The organism is Polyangium sp. y55x31, from assembly GCF_029946505.1.
Classification (GTDB): Bacteria; Myxococcota_A; Polyangia; order Polyangiales; family Polyangiaceae; genus Polyangium.
Genome location: NZ_JARZHG010000019.1, coordinates 62157 through 80091 on the forward strand (window position 1 = coordinate 62157; position 17935 = coordinate 80091).

Genomic DNA, 17935 nt, shown 5'->3' on the forward strand with positions numbered 1-17935 from the left:
GGGCAAGACGGGGGCCGGCGCGTGGCCATCGAGCCGAGCTAGCGTCGAGCGAGCGATGACGTGTCGGAGGGCACCTCGGAGACCACCGACGTTACTCATCGTGTCGACGAAGGCCGGGTTCGCGGCAGCGTGCGAGGCGGTTCCGGTGGCTGTGGAAATCTTGCAGGGACGATTGGTTGGCATACGACGGCGGGTCGAGCGGCGAGCTGCTCTTGGGCGAGTTTGGCGAGCGTGCTGTTGGAGTGCAGGGGCCAAGCGAAGGACATCGCGGTCGCCGATGCTCTTGAGCCGTGTGGCCGTCTCTGTCGCTGCCCCGGCTGTTGCGGACATCGAACGTGTTAGCATCCGGCCGGCATGGATGAGCACGAGCTAGAGCGCAGAGTCGGCACGGTCCTGTGCGGAAAGTGGACGCTCGAACGGCTGCTGGGTTCCGGCGGCATGGCGGCTGTCTACGTCGCCGTGCACAAGATCGGGCGGCGAGACGCCATTAAGATTCTCCACCCCGAGATCGCTCGCGTACCCGAGCTGCGCGCGCGGTTCGATCAGGAAGCGCGTGCCGTCAATCAATTCGTGCATCCTGGAGCTGTCGAGATCCGCGATGTCGACACGACCGAGGACGGTTGCCCGTTCCTCGTCATGGAGCTGCTCGAGGGTGAGTCGCTCGCCGCGCGTGCCCGTCGCGGCCGGATGGATATATCCGAGATCCTGCGAATCATCGACGAGCTTTTGGACGTCCTCGCAGCGGCGCACGCGCATGGCATCGTCCACCGCGACATCAAGCCGGACAACTTGTTCTGCCTGCGCGACGGGCGCCTGAAGGTGCTCGACTTCGGTGTTGCCCGCGTGCGACAGGCGGCCAACTCCGTTCACACGCGCACCGGAACGACGCTCGGCACGATCGCGTACATGCCCCCGGAGCAAATCGCAGGCAAAGACGTCGATGCGCGCGCCGATGTGTTCGCAGTCGGAGCGACGATGTTTCGGCTGATCACGAGGAGGCGCATCCACGAGGCGCACTCCGATTCCGAGCTGCTCATCAAGATGTCTTCGCTGCCGGCGCCGTCACTCGCGAGCGTCGCTCCGGAGACGCCCCAGGCAGTGTGCGCCATCGTCGATCGAGCGCTCGCGTTCGAGCGCGATAAGCGCTACCCGAGCGCGAGGGCGATGCTGCAAGACATACGCGCAGTCCGAGCCGGCCAACCGCTCGCCATCCCCCAGCAGGTCGTCATAGCCGCGGCCTCCACCCATCCGGATGAGGCGATCGGCACTGACAAGACGGTGGCCGCTCCGCACGCAGCGGCGGCGGGGGCCGGACAGGGGCTCGTTCCTTCATCGGCCGCATCGGCGCGCGCTGGATCGGCGGTCGCTCCAACGCCTGCGCCGTCCTCCACCGCGTCGGTCTTCACCCAGGCGACGCAGTGGACGGTAACCACGGTACGCGGACGAAGACTGCGATGGGCCGCGCTGGCGTTCCCGTTGCTCGGCGCTGGCGTGCTCGCCCTCGTGTATTACCGCGCAGTGCACGTCGATTCCGACGCGAGGCCTCCCGCGTCGAGCCGGGCGCTCGGGCCACTGGCCTCGTCGCCCACACGGAGCCCCGCGGGAACTCGCAGCACGGCTGCGGTTGTAGATCCCAGCCTCGCGAAAACGGGCGGCGACAAGCCTCGCCTGCCGAGCCAGGCGCCCCGCGGCAGCGGGCAAGGGGCTGGCGCCCTGCCGCATACCAACTGCATGACGACCAACGCCTGTGACTACGTGTGCGACGACGCGTGCGAGGTCTCATGTAAAGACCCGCGCGGCTGCGAGATAGGAGCGCGCCGCGATGCGCTGGTAGACTGCACGGGATCGTTGACGTGCAAGGTCTCGTGCGAAGGGGATTGCGTGATCAACTGCATCGAGGGCACCCCATGCCTGGTGCACTGCACGCCTGGATCCCGATGCGTGTTCGGCGCGTGTCCGCAGCAGACCGAGACCTGTGCGGGCGATATCACCGTGTGCGGAGCCAAATGCCCTGAATGACGAACCTGCGGGGAGTGTGAATGGCCACGAATCGGTTCGACAGCCCTGACAAGGTCGCGTCCGGCTCGCATGCCGACGCCGATAGCCGTCCTCTTGACGCGAAGGCGAGCGCGCCTGATGAGGCACGGTTGCCGGCGCGCTTGCCGCACGCCGTCCCTCCGACGATCCCCGACGTACAGCCAGGACCGCTACCGCCCGCAGGCAGCGCCCACCAGCGCAGGCGAAAGGTGCCTTGGAAACGACGCTTGCGGCGGTGGATGTGGCGCATTGCTACGGCCGCTTCGATATTGCTGGGCCTCGGTTTTCTCTCGTTTGCGGCCCTCATCTGGTACTACGGCCAAGGCCTGCCAGAGACCTCGGAGCTCAAGAACTACCGTCCGCCGCAGGTCACGCGCATCCTCGCGCGCGACGGGACACCGCTCGCGGAGCTCTTCACCGTGCGACGCACGGTCGTCCCGATCTCGGTGGTGCCAAAGGGCATGAAGTCCGCTGTCCTGGCTGCGGAAGACGCGAGCTTCTACTCGCACGAGGGGCTGAACTACTTCGGCATCTTGCGGGCACTTTTGGTGAACCTGGTGTCCGGGCGAGCGCGCCAGGGCGGCAGCACGATCACCCAGCAAGTCGTCAAGAATGTGCTCCTCACGAACGAGCGCACCTTCGCGCGCAAGATCCGTGAGCTCATCCTCGCGCGCCGCATCGAGCAGGAGCTCACGAAGGACGAGATCCTCGAGCTTTACCTCAATCACATCTATTTCGGGCACGGTCGCTACGGCATTGAAGAAGCAGCGCGGTATTACTTCGGCAAGAGCGTTCGAGACGTGCAGCTCGCCGAAGCCGCCACGCTCGCGGGCCTGGTCAAGGGGCCAAGCATCTACTCTCCGCGCGTCGACCTTGCCAAGGCCGAGGAGCGGCAGCGCTACGTACTCCGGCAGATGGGCGACAAAGGATTCGCGCCGCTCGCCGACGTGGAAGCCGCCGCTCGCCAGAAAATCACCCTCGCCCCCCTGCCGGAAAACAGTGCCGAGCTGGCGCCCGAGATCATGGCCGAGGTCGAGCGCCAGCTCGGCGCCGTGGCCGGCCCGCAGGCCGACCACGGTGGCTACACGGTGACGACCACGATCGACCCAAAGCTGCAGACAGCGGCGAGGGCGGCGGTGCGCAATAACCTCGACGCGTACGCCGCACGCCGCGGGCTCGTCGCTCCGCTCAAGCGTGGCAAGGGCGATCCGGCTCCCTTCAAGGGAACCCCCACGCCGGGCAGCGGGCGCGTCTATAGCGGCGTGGTCACGAAGGCCGACGACGGACGCGGCACGCTCACCGTGAGCGTCGGTACGGCCGAAGGCATCGTGAAGTTGGACAATGCGAAGCGCTATAATCCTCGCAATCTGCCCCCGAGCCAGTTCGCCGAGGTCGGCAAGGTCGTGCGTGTCACCTTTGCCGGCGACGACCCGCGCAGCGGACGGCTGGAGCTCGCGCTTGGGCCCCAGGCTGCGCTCGTCGCCCTCGACGTCCGTACGGCCGAAGTGCTCGCGGTCGTCGGCGGCTATGACGCCGTGCGCGGCGCCTTCGATCGGACAAGATCGGCGCACCGGCAGCCTGCCTCGACGTTCAAACCGATCGTTTACAGCTACGGGATCCACTCGCGCGCATTCACCGCGGCGTCGATTCTCGAAACCGATCCGGCCGCTCTCGGAGGGAGATACCAACCCGCCAACTACGACGAGAGCGACGGACAGTCTCCGCGTCGGCTGCGCGAGGCGCTTGCCACGAGCGTCAACGTCGCCGCGGTATGGACACTCGACAAGCTCGGGCCGGCCAAGGTCGCGGCGTGGGCGCAATCCCTGGGCATCGCCTCGAAACTCGGCGCGGATCTGTCGCTGGCGCTCGGAGCTTACGAGGTTACGCCGTTCGAGATGGTCGCCGCGTACAATACGTTCGCCGCTGGCGGCACGTACCGTGAGCCGGTGCTCATTCGGAGCATCACGGGCCCGGACGGCAAGCCGCTGCCGCTGCCCGACGCAACGCCTCCACGCCGCGTGATGGATGAAGCCGAGGCCTACATCATGACGAGCCTCTTGCGTTCGGTCGTCGAGTCGGGGACAGCCAAGCGCGCGCGCTCCATGACGATACCCGTCGCGGGCAAGACGGGCACCTCGAATGCCGCGAAAGACACCTGGTTCGTGGGTTACTCCCCGGCTATCGCATGCGCCGTCTGGACGGGTTACGACGACGCCTCTCCGCTCGGCGCCGGAGAGACGGGCGGCACGACGTCGCTGCCGGCCTTCATCGCGTTCATGCAGGAGGCACACAAGACGACACCGCGTACCGACTTCGCCGCGCCGCCGGTCGGGCTCGTGCGCGTGCCCATCGATCCGCAGACCGGTCAACTCGCGCCGCTGGGTGTCGGGGGCATCGAGGAGGTGTTCCTTGCGGGCACCGAACCGACGGAGCCCACGGAGCTGCCGTCGAGCAACGAGCCTGCTCCCTCGCTGTGGCCTTTTTGAGTCTCGGTCAGCTTTGCAGGATGGCGATCAAGAGCGCGATGCTGAGCAAGAGCAATACGACGATGGTCGCAATGAGCCACGGCCGCATCGCCGGCGAGGTCCACCGGGACGCGAGCGATGTCGCGCTCGTCTGGTGCCCCGGAGCACCGAGGTGCATCGAAACGGTCGGCTCGAGCGGCCTCGACGCGCCCTCCATCGCCGCAATGGCCCCGTCGATGGCCGCGATCACGTTGGTAGCTGTCGGATAGCGTTGGGTTGGGTCTCGCTGGACGAGCCGCATCACGATTGCCTCTACTTCGGGGCGGATACCTGCTCCCGGAGCACGCTGGCGGAGCGGGGGCGCATCCTCGAGGAGCCGCTGCCGGAAGGAAGATTGGCCGTCGCTCGTGTCGAACGGGCCTCGCCCGGACAGCATTTCGTACAAAATGATTCCAAGCGCATAAAGATCTGCACGAGCATCGACGGCTTCCATGCCGCGCACGGCCTCCGGCGCCAGATAACTGAGCGTGCCGAGGACTTGGTCGGCAGCGGTGAGGTCCTGGCCTTTGCGCGCGGCCTCGCGGCTTTCGGTGGACAGGAGCTCTACGTTCACCTTGGCGAGGCCGAAATCGATGAGCTTGACGTGATCACGGGCGCCTAGAAGGATGTTCTGCGGCTTCACATCGCGGTGCACGATCGCCTTCGCGTGCACCGCCTCCAGAGCAGACGCGATCTGCCTCGCGATGTGGAGCGCGCGTCGCGCGGGGAGCGGCGCCGAGGCGATCACGTCCTGGAGCGGGGTGCCCTCGACATACTCGAGGATGAGAAAATGCGACCGATCCGGGAGCTGACCGAAGTCGCTCGCCGAGACCACGTTCGGATGCTGGATATGCGCCCCCGCGATCGCCTCGCGCTCGAACCGCGCCACGATCTGGGGGAGGTTCCGGGCGCCCGGCTGGAGGACTTTGATCGCGACCTGCTTGCGGAGGTGCACCTGCTCGCCGCGGTACACGGCTCCCATGCCGCCCTCCCCGATGAGTTCGTGGACGCGGTACCTCTCTGAGATCAAGCTCCCGATCAGCGCTGGCGCTTTGTTGTCCGAGCGCACCAACGTGGGTGCGTCATTGTCCGAGCGCACCAACGTGGGTGCGTCATTGTCCGAGCGCACCAACGTGGGTGCGTCGTCCGTCCACCGTGCCGTCGTCTTTTCTTCCCCAAGCGCCGAGCTCGAGAGCTCAACGACGGATGCGTCGCGTCGGTTCCCGAGCATCGGCACCGTGACGTCATCGTCGGTGCTCGAGCGCCCCTTGGGTGGGGTTATCCCTGCCATGCGGAGGAGTGTACACGGACAAAGGTGCTGAGCGCGGAGGAACCGCACCGCCGTCCGGGTGGACATCCTGCTCGATCCACCCACGGCACGGAAAAGTTGTGTAGTTCCGTGATGTTCGTGGAGTTGGTCCCGTACACCGACATCAGCCTACAAGGATGACCCCAGTGCATCGGGCCGTAGGCTCGCTGGGCGCCGCCCGCCTCGCCGGAGCCTAAAGCCCCGCCCCGAAGGTCGACACGAAGCTATTCCCATTGAAACTCGGAGGGGTGGTAGGCTTTGAGGCCGTCAACCGGAATGGGCCCTTCGGGGGTGCCGCTGCACACTTTGACACCCTCGTCATTCGTGCGTACGGGATATGCATTTTTCAATTTCGACGTGACGCAAAACGGATATTTGCCGTCTTTGAGGAGGAGGCGATACTTGCCATTGGGGGCGGGCCGGCGCGTCGATGAGGACCCAGCGGTCGAGGATGGCGTGTTGGTATTGGCCGTTGTGCGGGAGCTACCGCTCGCCTTGTCCTCTCCAGATGTGTCATCGTCCGCGCTCTCACGAGTGTCTTCGGCGGAGTCTCGCGAACGAACGACGAAGAAGACAGCGGCGAGGCATACAGCGAGAACGAACGAGCCAATCACTGCAACCATCAAAACCCGGGAATTCGAGCCTGCTGCGCTGGTTGCAGCAGATTGAGGCTGCACGGGCGTGGCCATGGGTGCCTGCATCGCTTGGTCGGGAGCAGGAGTGACCATGGGTGCCTGCATTGCTTGGTCGGGAGCAGGAGCAGCCATCGTCGGCCCATCGACACTGATTCCAGTCGACGCGTCGGCTCGGATCGACACCGGGACTGGCGCGTGAGGGGTAGCCTTGACGCCCAAAACTCGCTCGACGTCTTCACGCATCGCGCGGGCCGTTGGATAACGGCGCGATAAATCGGAAGCGAGCGCGCGATCGACGATGGCGCAAACCTCTGGGCTGACAGAGGGGGCAACGGTGCGCAGGGCCGGCGCAGGCTGCGTCGCCATTTTGATGAGGAGCTCGCTTTCCGTGGAGCCCTCGTGCACATGGCGTTTTGCTAGGATTCGAAACATCGTCGCGCCAACCGCGAAGACGTCGGCCCGACCATCGATTTCGCGACCAGCGATTTGTTCGGGCGACATGTAAGGTATCGTCCCGAGCATCGAGCCGACGCGTGTACGAACGGAGCCGCCCTGTTTCATTCGAGCAATCCCGAAGTCGAGGACTTTGACACCGCCCGAAGAGGTCAAAAACAGATTATCAGGTTTGATGTCTCGATGAACGATGCCGAGCCCGTGCGCGACATCGAGCACTTCGAGCACGGTCGAGACGATGCGGAGCAGCTCGCGCTCCTCGATGCCGCCGGAGCGATGAGCGCGCTTGCCGAGCGATTCACCATCGAGCAACTCCATCACCAAGAACGGCGAGCCATCTTCGCTCGTGTCGACGTCGAGGACATTGACGGCTGCGGGGTGACCGAGCTGGTTTACTGCGAGCGCCTCTTGCTCGAACCTGGCTCGATGCTCCTTGGAGACCGCGATTTCCGGATGGAGGATTTTGATTGCGCAGCGCCGGCCGATCCTGTGTGTCGCCTCGTAAACCGCAGCCATCCCGCCGACGCCGATGAGCGAATCGATGCGCCATTTGCCCCGGAGGACCGTTCCGATTCGTGCTGTATACTGTTTCAGCTCGGGATCATCACTCATTGCGGTTCAGGCTCTCCAATGTATACCGGATGCGAGGACAGGTGAAATATCCCCCGAGCCGCCCGGGGCGGCTCGACGGTACCATGAGACGTTCTGCACCGCAATGGAACTTGCCCGAGGCGAGTAGCCCTGTTCTTCGGATCGTGGACGAGCGGCATCGTGCCGCTCGCGCCGGCCTTGACGGGCTTCCACGTAGGGGGAAGGCCGGATGCTTGGCCCCCTTGGCGTTCTCCGCCTCCGCCCCACGCCTTCGCTTCCGGGGTTCGGCGCGACGATTGGCCGTTTCGTGATCCAAAAGGGCCGCTTGAACACTGATTTTACAGCGCTGGGGAGCGCACCGCGGTCGTCACTTCCTCGAACGACGATCGCGGTCATCGTGCCCCCGCAGATACCGCGGGATCCCGACGCCAGGCCGATGATGCCGCGCGAGCACCCGGATCGGCTTCCCGCACCCGCAGGCGCACACGTGCCGTCCCTTCGCGTTCTCAGCCTCCGCCCAGGCTGTAGACACATCCGGCTGATGCCACCGGATAAACCGCGGGATCCCCACGCAGTGGTGCCACGGCTTCACCACGACCCGCCCCCCGCACCCGCAGGCACACGCGTGCACCTTCGCGTTTTCGGCCTCCGCCCACGCCTCCGCCGCGCCTGCAGGCGTTGGTCGCATAGGCAACCTCACCGTTTCCTCCAACACCACGGGCGGTGCCGCCGTTTGGCGAAAGGTCAACATTGCCGAAGCGGTGGGAAGCTTTCGCCTAAAGAACGCTAACGCCACGAGACGGCTCGTGTTTTCGTCTGCGTCGACGTGACGAATGGCTGCATCGTTGACCTTTCGCCAAACGCACCGGCATCCCTCCGGAGCCACGCCGCAGCTCTTCAGGAGCGCGTCCGTCACCTGACCTCGCGCGCTGTAGTAACAGGCGGGGCGGCGCCGACAGGCGCCCGATGCTCGGCGGTGAAGCCGCCGCTGGCACCGTCGATGGGACGCCCTGTCCCCTGAATCGTTCCCGCAGCCGCGCGAGCCCTGCCCGCACCAGCGCGCGTGCCCTCTCCCCGTTCTCCAGCCCGAGCTGCATCGCGATCGCGTCGAATGGCTCGTCTTCCATCCACATCCGGACTGCTCTCCGCATCGGGTCTGGAAAGGTGTCCATGAATGCCGACACCTCGGTCATCAGCCGGTGGAGCGTCACGGCGTCGGTGAGCGGCGGCCGCGCGCCCGCTTCGGTGATGGCGTCGAGCCGCTCCGCTCCCGTGACCAGATCACGCTTGCTCCGCCGCAGATCCGGCTTGGTCGTGATTTCGTACCCCGCTCGTTCGATTGCGGCGTGGATTTGCGTGGGCCGAGCCGTGCCCGGCAGGTATTCCACGCCGAGCACCAGCGTCCGTTCGTCGAGCTCCGCCGTCAGCACGACCGGAAGGCCGCGCACGGCCCCCTCGAGCGCCTCGCGCGGGACGCTGGCGCCGCGACCCCGCTCCAGGCCATATGTCACGCGCACGCTGGTCGACCAGCCCAAGCGCTGCTTCACGTGGTCCTTCACAGCGAAACGCGTGAGTGACAGCAACCACCCCCGAAGGGGCGTCTCTTCGACGAAGATCCCGACGAAGCGGCGGCGCGGAAGTGTCGTCCTCCAGCTCGCTACCATGGACGAGGCGCACGGCTCCCTCGACGAGCGCCGCGTCGGCCTCCTCCTCCGGCGCCGGCCGGCGGGAGAGATAAGCGTGGAGGTTGCATGTACCGCTGGTCCGCGCGCTTGACGCTCGCGCTCGCCCCCGAGGACTCTCGTCGCGATGCCGTCACGGGGCCCCTGCGACCCCTACATGTGCGACTGGGGCCGGCCCATGCGCGGCACGCGGTCGCCTTCCCAGGGAAGCCCCGTCATCGGCTCGATGTCGGGCCCCGCCCGCCGCTCGATGGCGGCGAGCAGCGCCTCGGCCGTGTAGGCGCCGTTGTGGCGCTCCCCGTTGATGAAGAAGGTCGGGGTGCCGTTCACGCCACTGCGCACGCCCTCGATGAAGTCGCGCTGGATCTGCGGCAGGGAGCGGTGCTCCTGGAGGTCGCGCGTGAAGCGGCCCATGTCGAGCCCCAGGTCGGCCGCGTACGTCAGCAGCGCGGGAGCCTCCAGGTTCTGCTGGTTCTGGAAGAGCACGTCGTGCATCTCCCAGAACTTTCCCTGCGCGCCGGCGGCCTCGGCGGCCTCCGCGGCCAGCAGCGCGTGCGGGTGGAGCTGGGTGAGGGGGAAGTGGCGGAAGACGAAGCGGACCCGGTCTCCGACAGCGCTCTCGAGCCGCTTCAGCTCCCAGAAGGCGCGCCCACAGAAGGGACACTCGAAGTCGCCGTACTCCAGGAGGGTGACGGGGGCATCGGCCGGCCCCTTCGCCCAGTCATTGGCGTCCACGTTTCTACGAAGTCTGCTCATGTCCGTGCCTCCGGCTGAGGTCGCTGCTGTTGTGGCTGGAAGGTGGGGAACTCCATCTGCTTGCCGGTCAGCCGCTCGAGCGCGTCGATGACGCCGTCCGCGCCGGGGTTGAGCTCGATGGGCGAGACGTAGCTCCAGTAGATGACGCCCTTGCCGTCGATGACGTAGAGCGCCCGCTCGCAGATGCCGACGTCCTCCTCGCGGTAGACGTTGTAGCGGCGCGAGACCTCTCCCTTCGGATGGAAGTCGGAGAGGAGCGGAATCTGGATGTGGAGCTCCTTGGCGAAGGCGATGTGGCTCCAGAGGGAGTCGCACGAGATGCCGAACACCTTCGCGCCGAACTGGCCCAGCACGGGCATCAGCTCGTTGAAGAGCCCCAGTTCGTTGGTGCAGACGGGGGTGAAGTCCCCCGGGTAAAAGATGAGGACGACCGGCGAGCCCTTGACGTCCGCGAGCGTGATGCGACGCCCGTCGGGGGTGGCTGGCAGGCCGAGATCGGGTGCACGCGTGCCGGGTGGCAGGCCGCGCGAGCGGATGCCGGAGGCAGGCGGGGGAGGAGCAAGAGTGACCATGTGCTGACCTCGTTCAATCGCAATGTGATCAGGTGCTGACCGCGTTCAATCGCAACATGGGGACCGTCCCGCGGCGACGACACCCCACAGCGGTGGAATGTGCGGTCCCCTGCACGTCGATGCGGCCAAACCAATCGACCACGGCGGCGATGGACCGCTTCGCCTGCGCTTCGCTCGTGACTCGAAGCGGCAAGAAGGCGAGCCTGTCGTTCGCCGGCCGGCCAATCGCGGACCGCAGCTCCTCCAGGTTGCGCGCCGTGGCGACGACGCGGTCGCCCGCCGCCAGGGCAGCCAGGACGACTCCTGCGCCGATGCCGCTGCTGGTCCCCGTGACGAACGCAGCGCCGTGTGCATCGAGAAACGCCTTCCCGGCCGAGTGAAGGCGCGCGAACAGGACACGGAGGGTGCGCAGCCCGGGCGCTTCGATCGTAAAGCAGGCGCAAACAGCACATTCACTGTGTGCGCGTCGTTTTTCGCGGGGCTCCCGGGTACGGCGGATCGGGTCACGTGTCGCGCGCGGCATGTCGCCGCTGGGGCCAGTGGATCCGGCGCTCTCGACGACCCTCCCCGCCTGGCATGCGGACAAGAAAAACAGCGGTAACAGAGCCCCGAGCAAGCGGCGGCTCGCGCCTCGTACGAGCATCGTCTTCCCCCTTCCACGTTACGCCCCTCGTTATGGCGAGGCATAGTCGGGCGCCTTCGGATAAGCTGCTAAGGGGCTTGACGAGTCGTGGTGATCGGGCCCAAGGCAGGCCGCCCAAGAGGCTCCCGATCCAGGCTGGTAGGCATACCGATGTCCCGGGGCGGCAAGGCGGGCCGAATGACGGCCACGGGTGATGGGTGTTCAGTCGCGATCGTCGCCATCGCCTCGAACGGCCGCCGCGCCTGGGCTCGCCCGCTTTGCCCTGGGCGGAGTGGGCGCGGCCCGGGCCTTGCTAAACCGGCGCCCCGGAGGCGATATCGATGCAAGCCATGACGTACCAGGGCCCCAAGAGGGTCCGGGTCGAAAACAAGCCCGAGCCGCGGATCGAGCACCCGAACGACGTGATCCTTCGCGTCACGCGGGCCGCGATCTGCGGATCCGACATCCACCTGTATGAAGGGCTCATCCCCGATACCCGCGTGGGGCACACCTTCGGGCACGAGTTCACCGGCGTGGTCGAAGAGCTCGGGCCCTCGGTCCAGACGCTGAAGCGCGGCGACCGCGTGGTCGTCCCGTTCAACATCTCCTGCGGCACCTGCTACTTCTGCAAGCGCGGCCTCACCGCCAACTGCGAGAACACGAACCCGAACGCAGACCTGGCTTGCGGCGTCTACGGCTACTCGCACACGACCGGCGGCTACGACGGCGGCCAGGCCGAATACGTGCGCGTCCCGTTCGCGGACGTCGGGCCGATGAAGATCCCCGACGACATGGACGACGAGGACGTCCTCTTCCTGAGCGACATCCTCCCGACCGCCTACCAGGGCGCGGAGATGGGCGAGATCGTCGACGGCGACACGGTGGTCGTCTATGGCGCCGGCCCGGTCGGCATCCTGATCGCGCGTTGCGCCTGGCTCATGGGCGCGGGGCGCGTGATCATGGTCGATCACGTCGACTATCGCCTGGCGTTCGCGCGCCGCTACGCGCAGGTCGAGACCGTCAACTACCGGCAGGTGGACGATATCGTCCTGCACATCAAGAAAATGACCGACGGGCGCGGCGCGGACGTATGTATCGACGCGGTCGGCTGCGACGCCTCCGGCTCGCACATGCACACCGTGCTGGGGAAGATCCTCAAGCTCGAGGGCGGCGCGCCGACGGCGATCGAGTGGTGTATCAACACTGCCCGCAAGGGGGGAAAAATTTCTCTCATCGGCGTGTATGGCCCGCCGTGGAACATGATCCCGATCGGCACCGCGATGAACAAGGGGCTCACGCTCCGGATGAACCAATGCAACGTCAAGCGGTACATGCCGCACCTGCTCGAGCACATCCGCGCCGGGCGTATCGACGCGAAGGGTATCATCTCGCATCGCCTGTCGATTGAAGAGATCCCCTATGGTTACGAGATTTTCACCAAGAAGCAGGACGAGTGCATCAAGTGCGTCATCGTCCCGCCGCGCGCGGCGTAACGCCACCCGAGGGAGACACGAGCCATGGCAACGATGCAGACCACCCAGACCTCATTCAGCTCCACGACCGCGCTCGGCGTCCCGGATCGCGGCGTCGATCGCCCCGAGGATCGGCCCGGCGTGCCGATGGAGACGGCGCCCCGCCCGGTCGGGGGCGCGCATTGGACCACGCCCGAGAGGCAAGTGCCGACGGTGCCGGTGCTCAAGCGAATGGAGATCGATGCGCTCACGCCGGCCTTCGGCACCGCGCAGCCCCCCAAGGGCCTGAGCGGCGCGATCCGCCGCCTCGCGTACACCGTCCCGCAACACAAGGCGCGGCGGTGGATGATGCTGCTCATGGCCGATCGCGTCGACGTGATCGAAAACCGGATCGCGAGCGCGCCGAAATGGCTGGCGGTCGCGCTACCGATCGTCGCGATTGGCGTGGGCATCGGGCTCGCCCGGGGGCGAAAGCGCACCTTCTGGCAACGCGTATTCGCCTGATCGGCGGCGCGGAAGTCCGATAACCGCCTGACGGGCGACGGCGCCGCTCGGTGAATGCGAATCCGCCTCGGCGCCGGTGTCTTCCCCTGCCGGGGGCGGCTGATCAGCGGCCTCGGGTTAGGCCTTCTTTCCTCGTTTCGTCAACGCGTCTCCCATGAAGGCGAACGCGTGCCCCACATCGGGCTCGACGCGCGCGAGGGCCTTTGCGACGGCATAAGCGTCGAGCACCATCTTCCAGGCCGAATGCTCGGCCCGGAGGCGCGAATCCGTGAGCGGGCCGCGTTTTTCCTCGAGCTTCCGTCGAGCCGCGTCCGAAGCCGTCGATCTCGATCTTCACCTCGTCTTCGAGGTGGATGAGGTCGAGCTGCGCCTTGCCGGGTAGAAGCGCCCGATTGCCTCCGAGTTGCCGGCAATGCCGTAATACCCGTAGTGACCGCGCAGCTTCAGCGAAAGACTGCGTTGCTGTTCGCGCATCGGGGCCCTGCGAAAGCGATCCCTGGCGGTTCGCCGTCGCACGACCCACTTCCCGCTGCGCGCGCGTCCCCCAGATGCTCGCGCTTCCGACGAAGAAGTACCTGCTCGAAATGGCCGACCTGTTGTGGCGCCGCTTCCCCCGCGTGCCTTTGGCGGTTCGGGGTGACGACCGCCCAGCTCTTGCCGCCCTCGCTGCCCGAGCACGATCTCACGGAGATTTCTCTCTTTCCGATGACGGTGACGGAGCGCGACGAGCGTATGGCGGCGTTGATCGGTCGGCTCATCGTCAACACGTGCCTCGCGATGAGTGATCCCGCACGGGTACGCGCGCCGGCACCGGCGGGCGCACGGGGAGCGAGGAGGCAGGCCGACGCGCGGCGCGGAGGGGCCCCGCCCGAGCTCCGCATGAGCGGCGGTGGGTCACCACTCGCCCGCAGCCCCGCGAGCGAGGCGAGCGCCACGACCGGTTTCTGCAACCGTGGTGGACAACCGTCCAGAGTCAAAGTGGTGACGCCTTATCGGTTTCTGGAGCTCGTCGGACAGCGGGGGACGCGCGGGCCAATTCGCGTAGCACGGACGGTGCCTGAGTCGCACACCCCGCGGCGGACTGCCAAGCGGTCGAGATGAGTCGGCTAGAGGGTCAAGCGGCCTACGGCCATTTCTTCGACCGTACGCCCCCGGCCCTGGGCGTTAGCCGCCCATCCCCCGCCGCTCGCGCCCCATTCGCACGCCGTGCGCCCTGCGAAGCGCAACGAGGATTTGCCAGCCGAAGCAGACGGTTCCCGATATCAGGGCCAGGTAGAACAGTCCCTCACCCACCCCTGTACTGAAGGGGTCGGGTGGACCGTTGACGCTGGGTCAACCCTTTCAGCGACGACGCCGGTCGTAGTGCCCCCGCAGATACCGCGGTATCCCTACGCCAGGCCGATGATGCCGCGGGAGCACCCGGATCGGCTTGGCGCACCCGCAAGCGCACACGCGCCGCCCCTTCGCGTTCTCAGGCTCCGCCCAGGCTGTAGACACATCCGGCTGATGCCACCGGATGAATCGTGGGATCCCCACGCAGTGGTGCCACGGCTTCACCTCGATCCCGCCCCCGCACCCGCAGGCACACACGTGCCCCTTCGCGTTTTCGGCTGCCGCCCACGCCTCCGCCGCCCCCGCGGGCGTCGGCCGCGTGGGCAGCTTCACGGTTCCTTCCAACACGAGAGGCGGTATCGCCGTTTGGTGAAAGGTCAACATTGCCGAAGCGGTGGGAAGCTCCCGCCTAAAGAACGCTAACATTATGATACAGCTCAGGTTTCCGTCTGCGTCGATGTGACGAATGGCTGCATCGTTAACCTTTCGCCAAACGCACCGGCTCGTCTGGCGTCGTGGGGGCGCCGTCTTGGTCACTTTGCGCGCACGAGCAGCTCCTTGGCCACGTCCACGAAGAGGCGCAGCGCTGGGGAGCTCTGCGCACGGCTGGGGTAGTAGAAGAAATAGCCAGGGACCCTGGGCGCGTAGGGCTCGAGCACCCGGCCCCCCCACGGAAAAGCAGGAGGCGATCTCGCTGATTCGAACGGCCGTCGAACGCGGCGTCACCTTCTTCGACACCGCCGAGGTCTACGGCCCGTTCACGCCACGGCTTCACCTCGATGCGCCCTCCACAGCCGCAGGCACACACGTGCCCCCTCGCGTTTTCGGCCTTCGCCCACGCCTCCGCGGCACCTGCGGGCGTCGGTCGCGCGGGAAGCCGTACCGTTCCTTGCAACACGAGAGGCGGCGTCGACCAGCAGCCTATCGAGCGCTTCGAGCGTGGAAAGCCCAGAGCCGCCTGCCGTTTGCGTCTCGTCCCACCGCTTGCTGACGAGCGCCGCTGGCTGTGGCGGGTAGGCTGGCGGAGCGGCCGAGCTAAACGAGAAAAACAGGCGCTCTCTCCTGAACGAATTGTGACGCACCGTATCTTGTCGGCGCACCTGCGGGTCGTAGGTTTGTGGGCACGAGGCAGGGTGGAGGCAGGGGGGACGTGTAGGGCAGTGCCCATCGCGCCCCACCGAGGAGTGCAGATGAACACGATCGCGACGAGCGCGCCGCACGTGGCGCGTATTGCTTCGTTTGCCCTTCGCACCACGCAGCGTGTCAGCCGCGCGTTGCTCCTCGACCGTCCGTTCCGGTTCTGGGTCAACGAGCTCGCTCCGGTCGCCTCGCGTGTCGAGCTTCGCGCACGCGTCCTTTCGGTGGTCGACGTGACCCACGACGTGAAGACATTCGTGCTCGCACCCCGAGTATGGCCCGGTCACCTGCCAGGGCAATGGGTACCGATCGAGATCGAGGTGGACGGCATACGCCTCCGTCGTTGTTATTCGATCTCCTCCCCACCGAACGACCCCCACGTCGAGATCACCGTCAAGAGAGTCCCCGGCGGCCGCGTCTCGAACTGGATGCATACACGTCTTCACGCAGGCGACTTCGTTCGCCTCGGCGCGCCCTCCGGCGACTTCGTCCTCCCCGCGGCGACGCCCGCGAAGCTCCTCCTCCTGAGCGGCGGCAGCGGGGCGACACCGCTGATCGCGATTCTCCGCGACCTTGCCCATCGGCGCGCGCTCGAGGACGTGACTTATCTCCACGCCGCGCGTTCGCGACGAGACGTCCTCTTCGCCAGCGAGCTCGCGCGTCTGGGGGCGTTGCACCCCGGGCTCCGGGTGGTGCTCCACCTCGACGACGAGTCGCCACGACTCGATGCCACACAGCTCTGGGTGTTGGTCCCCGACCTCGCCCACCGCGAGACGTTCCTTTGTGGCCCGACCGGCATGATGGACGCCGTCGCGCCCGCGTTCGTGGGTCTCGAAGGACGGTTGCATCACGAGCGATTCGTCGTCGCCAAACCTGCCGCAGCGGCGCCCGGCGCAGGCGCGCTGATTCACCTCGGTCGCTCGAAACGATCCATTACCACCACCGGTCGCGGGACACTGCTCGACGAGCTGGAGCAGGCCGGTGAACGCCTCGAATACGGCTGCCGCATGGGCATCTGCAACACCTGCCGGTGCGCCAAGCGGAGCGGGGTGGTCGAAAACGTCCTGACCGGCGCGATCTCCAACGAACCCGACGACGACATCCGCCTTTGCGTGTCCATCGCCCGCTCTGATCTCACGCTCGTCCTCTGATCCGACAGGCCTCCGATGAACCGCGTCCTCACCCCCCACGAAATCGACGCCTTCGGCCGCGAGCTCGATTCGCTTCGCCAAGAAGTTCTCAACCAGCGCGGACAACGCGATGTCGATCACATTCGCGGCGTGGTGCGCACCATGCGTTACTCGGAGGCCGCCGGCCGGTTGCTCCTCCACGTCGGGATCGATCCCGTCACTTTCGCGCTCGGCAGCGGAGCACTCGGCCTGGCCAAGATCCTCGAGAACATGGAGATCGGGCACAACGTGATGCACGGCCAATACGATTGGACGCACGATCCCGAGCTCGACGGCGAAACCTACGATTGGGACATGGCCTGCGCCGCCCACCAGTGGCGCGAGTACCACAACTTCGAGCACCACACGTTCACCAACATCCTCGGTCGCGACCGCGACGTGGGCTACGGCTTTCTTCGGGTGACGTCGGAACAGCCGTGGAATCCGGCCCATATCATACAGCCATTCGTTGCGGTGGGGCTCGCATTCCTGTTCCAGTGGGGCATCGGGGCTCATGCGCTGCGCCTCGACGACACCATCGCCGGCCGCCAGCCCGTCGCCGAACTCTGGACCCGTGCGCGGCCATTCCTGGCCAAGGGCGCGCGACAACTGTTCAAGGACTACGTGTTCTTTCCGGGATTGGCGCTGGCGAACGCGCCACGGGTCGCGCTCGGAAACCTCATCGCCAATGGGATCCGCAACGTGTGGGCCTTCGCGGTCATCTTCTGCGGGCACTTCCCGGAAGGGGTGCGTATCTATCACGAGCAGGAGACCCGGGACGAACCACGCGGTGCCTGGTACCTGCGCCAGATTCACGGGTCGGCGAACATCGAAGGCGGTCGCCTGTTCCACGTGTTGAGTGGCCACCTCAGCCACCAGATCGAGCACCACCTGTTCCCCGATCTCCCCGCCTGCCGCTACCCGGAGTTCGCGCCGCGCGTGCGCGCGATCTGCGAACGGTATGGGCAGAGCTACAACACCGGTAGCTTCCGGGCGCAGCTCACGAGCGTGGCCAGACAAATCCTCGAAAACGCACTCCCCTCGCGCGCGCGTCCAGCTCGAATGCACTAACGTTCGGGGAACGCCGGGACTGCATCGCGACGCTCCAAGAAAAGCCGTTCACCGAACGCCTCCGCCCAGGCCGTCGGGGCACGAAGGGC

At 66.5% G+C, this 17935-nt stretch carries 12 protein-coding genes and 2 pseudogenes; 7 read left to right on the forward strand and 7 right to left on the reverse strand.

Going from position 1 to position 17935, the window contains the following annotated elements:
• Nucleotides 1–354 precede the first annotated feature (354 nt).
• Both QHF84_RS28865 and QHF84_RS28870 read left to right on the forward strand, forming a co-directional pair.
• Entirely contained in the window at nt 355–2019 is a 1665-nt protein-coding gene (locus tag QHF84_RS28865) for a serine/threonine-protein kinase (RefSeq protein WP_281316660.1), read from the forward strand.
• 257 nt (nt 2020–2276) lie between these two features.
• Entirely contained in the window at nt 2277–4523 is a 2247-nt protein-coding gene (locus QHF84_RS28870) for a PBP1A family penicillin-binding protein (protein ID WP_281316661.1), read from the forward strand.
• Nucleotides 4524–4530: 7 nt separating this feature from the next.
• Here the strand turns inward: QHF84_RS28870 and QHF84_RS28875 are convergent, their stop codons facing one another.
• From QHF84_RS28875 to QHF84_RS28900, 6 genes are all read right to left on the reverse strand, one after another.
• Nucleotides 4531–5670: a serine/threonine-protein kinase gene (locus tag QHF84_RS28875; protein WP_348652889.1), complete on the reverse strand. Its 1140-nt coding sequence runs from the start codon at nt 5668–5670 to the stop codon at nt 4531–4533.
• Between the two features lie 404 nt (nt 5671–6074).
• Nucleotides 6075–7550, reverse strand: a complete 1476-nt coding sequence (locus QHF84_RS28880; protein ID WP_281316662.1) for a serine/threonine-protein kinase — start codon at nt 7548–7550, stop codon at nt 6075–6077.
• A gap of 755 nt (nt 7551–8305) precedes the next feature.
• The gene (locus tag QHF84_RS28885) at nt 8306–9076 is read right to left on the reverse strand and encodes a hypothetical protein (protein ID WP_281316663.1); all 771 of its coding nucleotides are present in this window, start codon (nt 9074–9076) and stop codon (nt 8306–8308) included.
• Between the two features lie 288 nt (nt 9077–9364).
• Nucleotides 9365–9967 (reverse strand): thioredoxin domain-containing protein, encoded by a 603-nt coding sequence (locus QHF84_RS28890; RefSeq protein ID WP_281316664.1) that lies wholly within the window; start codon nt 9965–9967, stop codon nt 9365–9367.
• Nucleotides 9964–10539 carry a redoxin domain-containing protein gene (locus QHF84_RS28895; protein ID WP_281316665.1) on the reverse strand — a complete coding sequence of 192 codons (576 nt, stop codon included), beginning with the start codon at nt 10537–10539 and terminating at the stop codon, nt 9964–9966. Before QHF84_RS28895 ends, QHF84_RS28890 begins: the two co-directional genes overlap by 4 nt.
• Nucleotides 10540–10567: 28 nt before the next feature.
• A complete protein-coding gene (locus tag QHF84_RS28900; protein WP_281316666.1) occupies nt 10568–11062 on the reverse strand; it encodes an SDR family NAD(P)-dependent oxidoreductase in 495 nt (164 codons plus the stop codon).
• A gap of 440 nt (nt 11063–11502) precedes the next feature.
• On the opposite strand from QHF84_RS28900, the gene QHF84_RS28905 reads away from it, so the two are divergent.
• Both QHF84_RS28905 and QHF84_RS28910 read left to right on the forward strand, forming a co-directional pair.
• Nucleotides 11503–12654: a zinc-dependent alcohol dehydrogenase gene (locus QHF84_RS28905; protein ID WP_281316667.1), complete on the forward strand. Its 1152-nt coding sequence runs from the start codon at nt 11503–11505 to the stop codon at nt 12652–12654.
• A 24-nt stretch (nt 12655–12678) separates the two neighbouring features.
• On the forward strand, nt 12679–13137 hold the full coding sequence (locus tag QHF84_RS28910) for a hypothetical protein (protein ID WP_281316668.1): 459 nt from the start codon (nt 12679–12681) through the stop codon (nt 13135–13137).
• A 1865-nt stretch (nt 13138–15002) separates the two neighbouring features.
• Here the strand turns inward: QHF84_RS28910 and QHF84_RS28915 are convergent.
• Nucleotides 15003–15131, reverse strand: a pseudogene (locus QHF84_RS28915) (LysR family transcriptional regulator); the annotation flags it as partial.
• Here QHF84_RS28915 and QHF84_RS50285 point away from each other — a divergent pair.
• From QHF84_RS50285 to QHF84_RS28925, 3 genes and pseudogenes are all read left to right on the forward strand, one after another.
• A pseudogene (locus tag QHF84_RS50285) lies at nt 15131–15229 on the forward strand (aldo/keto reductase); the annotation flags it as partial. The pseudogenes QHF84_RS28915 and QHF84_RS50285 sit on opposite strands and share 1 nt — an antisense overlap.
• Nucleotides 15230–15659: 430 nt before the next feature.
• The gene (locus QHF84_RS28920) at nt 15660–16757 is read left to right on the forward strand and encodes a ferredoxin reductase (RefSeq protein WP_281316670.1); all 1098 of its coding nucleotides are present in this window, start codon (nt 15660–15662) and stop codon (nt 16755–16757) included.
• 15 nt (nt 16758–16772) lie between these two features.
• Entirely contained in the window at nt 16773–17846 is a 1074-nt protein-coding gene (locus QHF84_RS28925; RefSeq protein ID WP_281316671.1) for an acyl-CoA desaturase, read from the forward strand.
• The last annotated feature ends 89 nt before the right edge of the window (nt 17847–17935 follow it).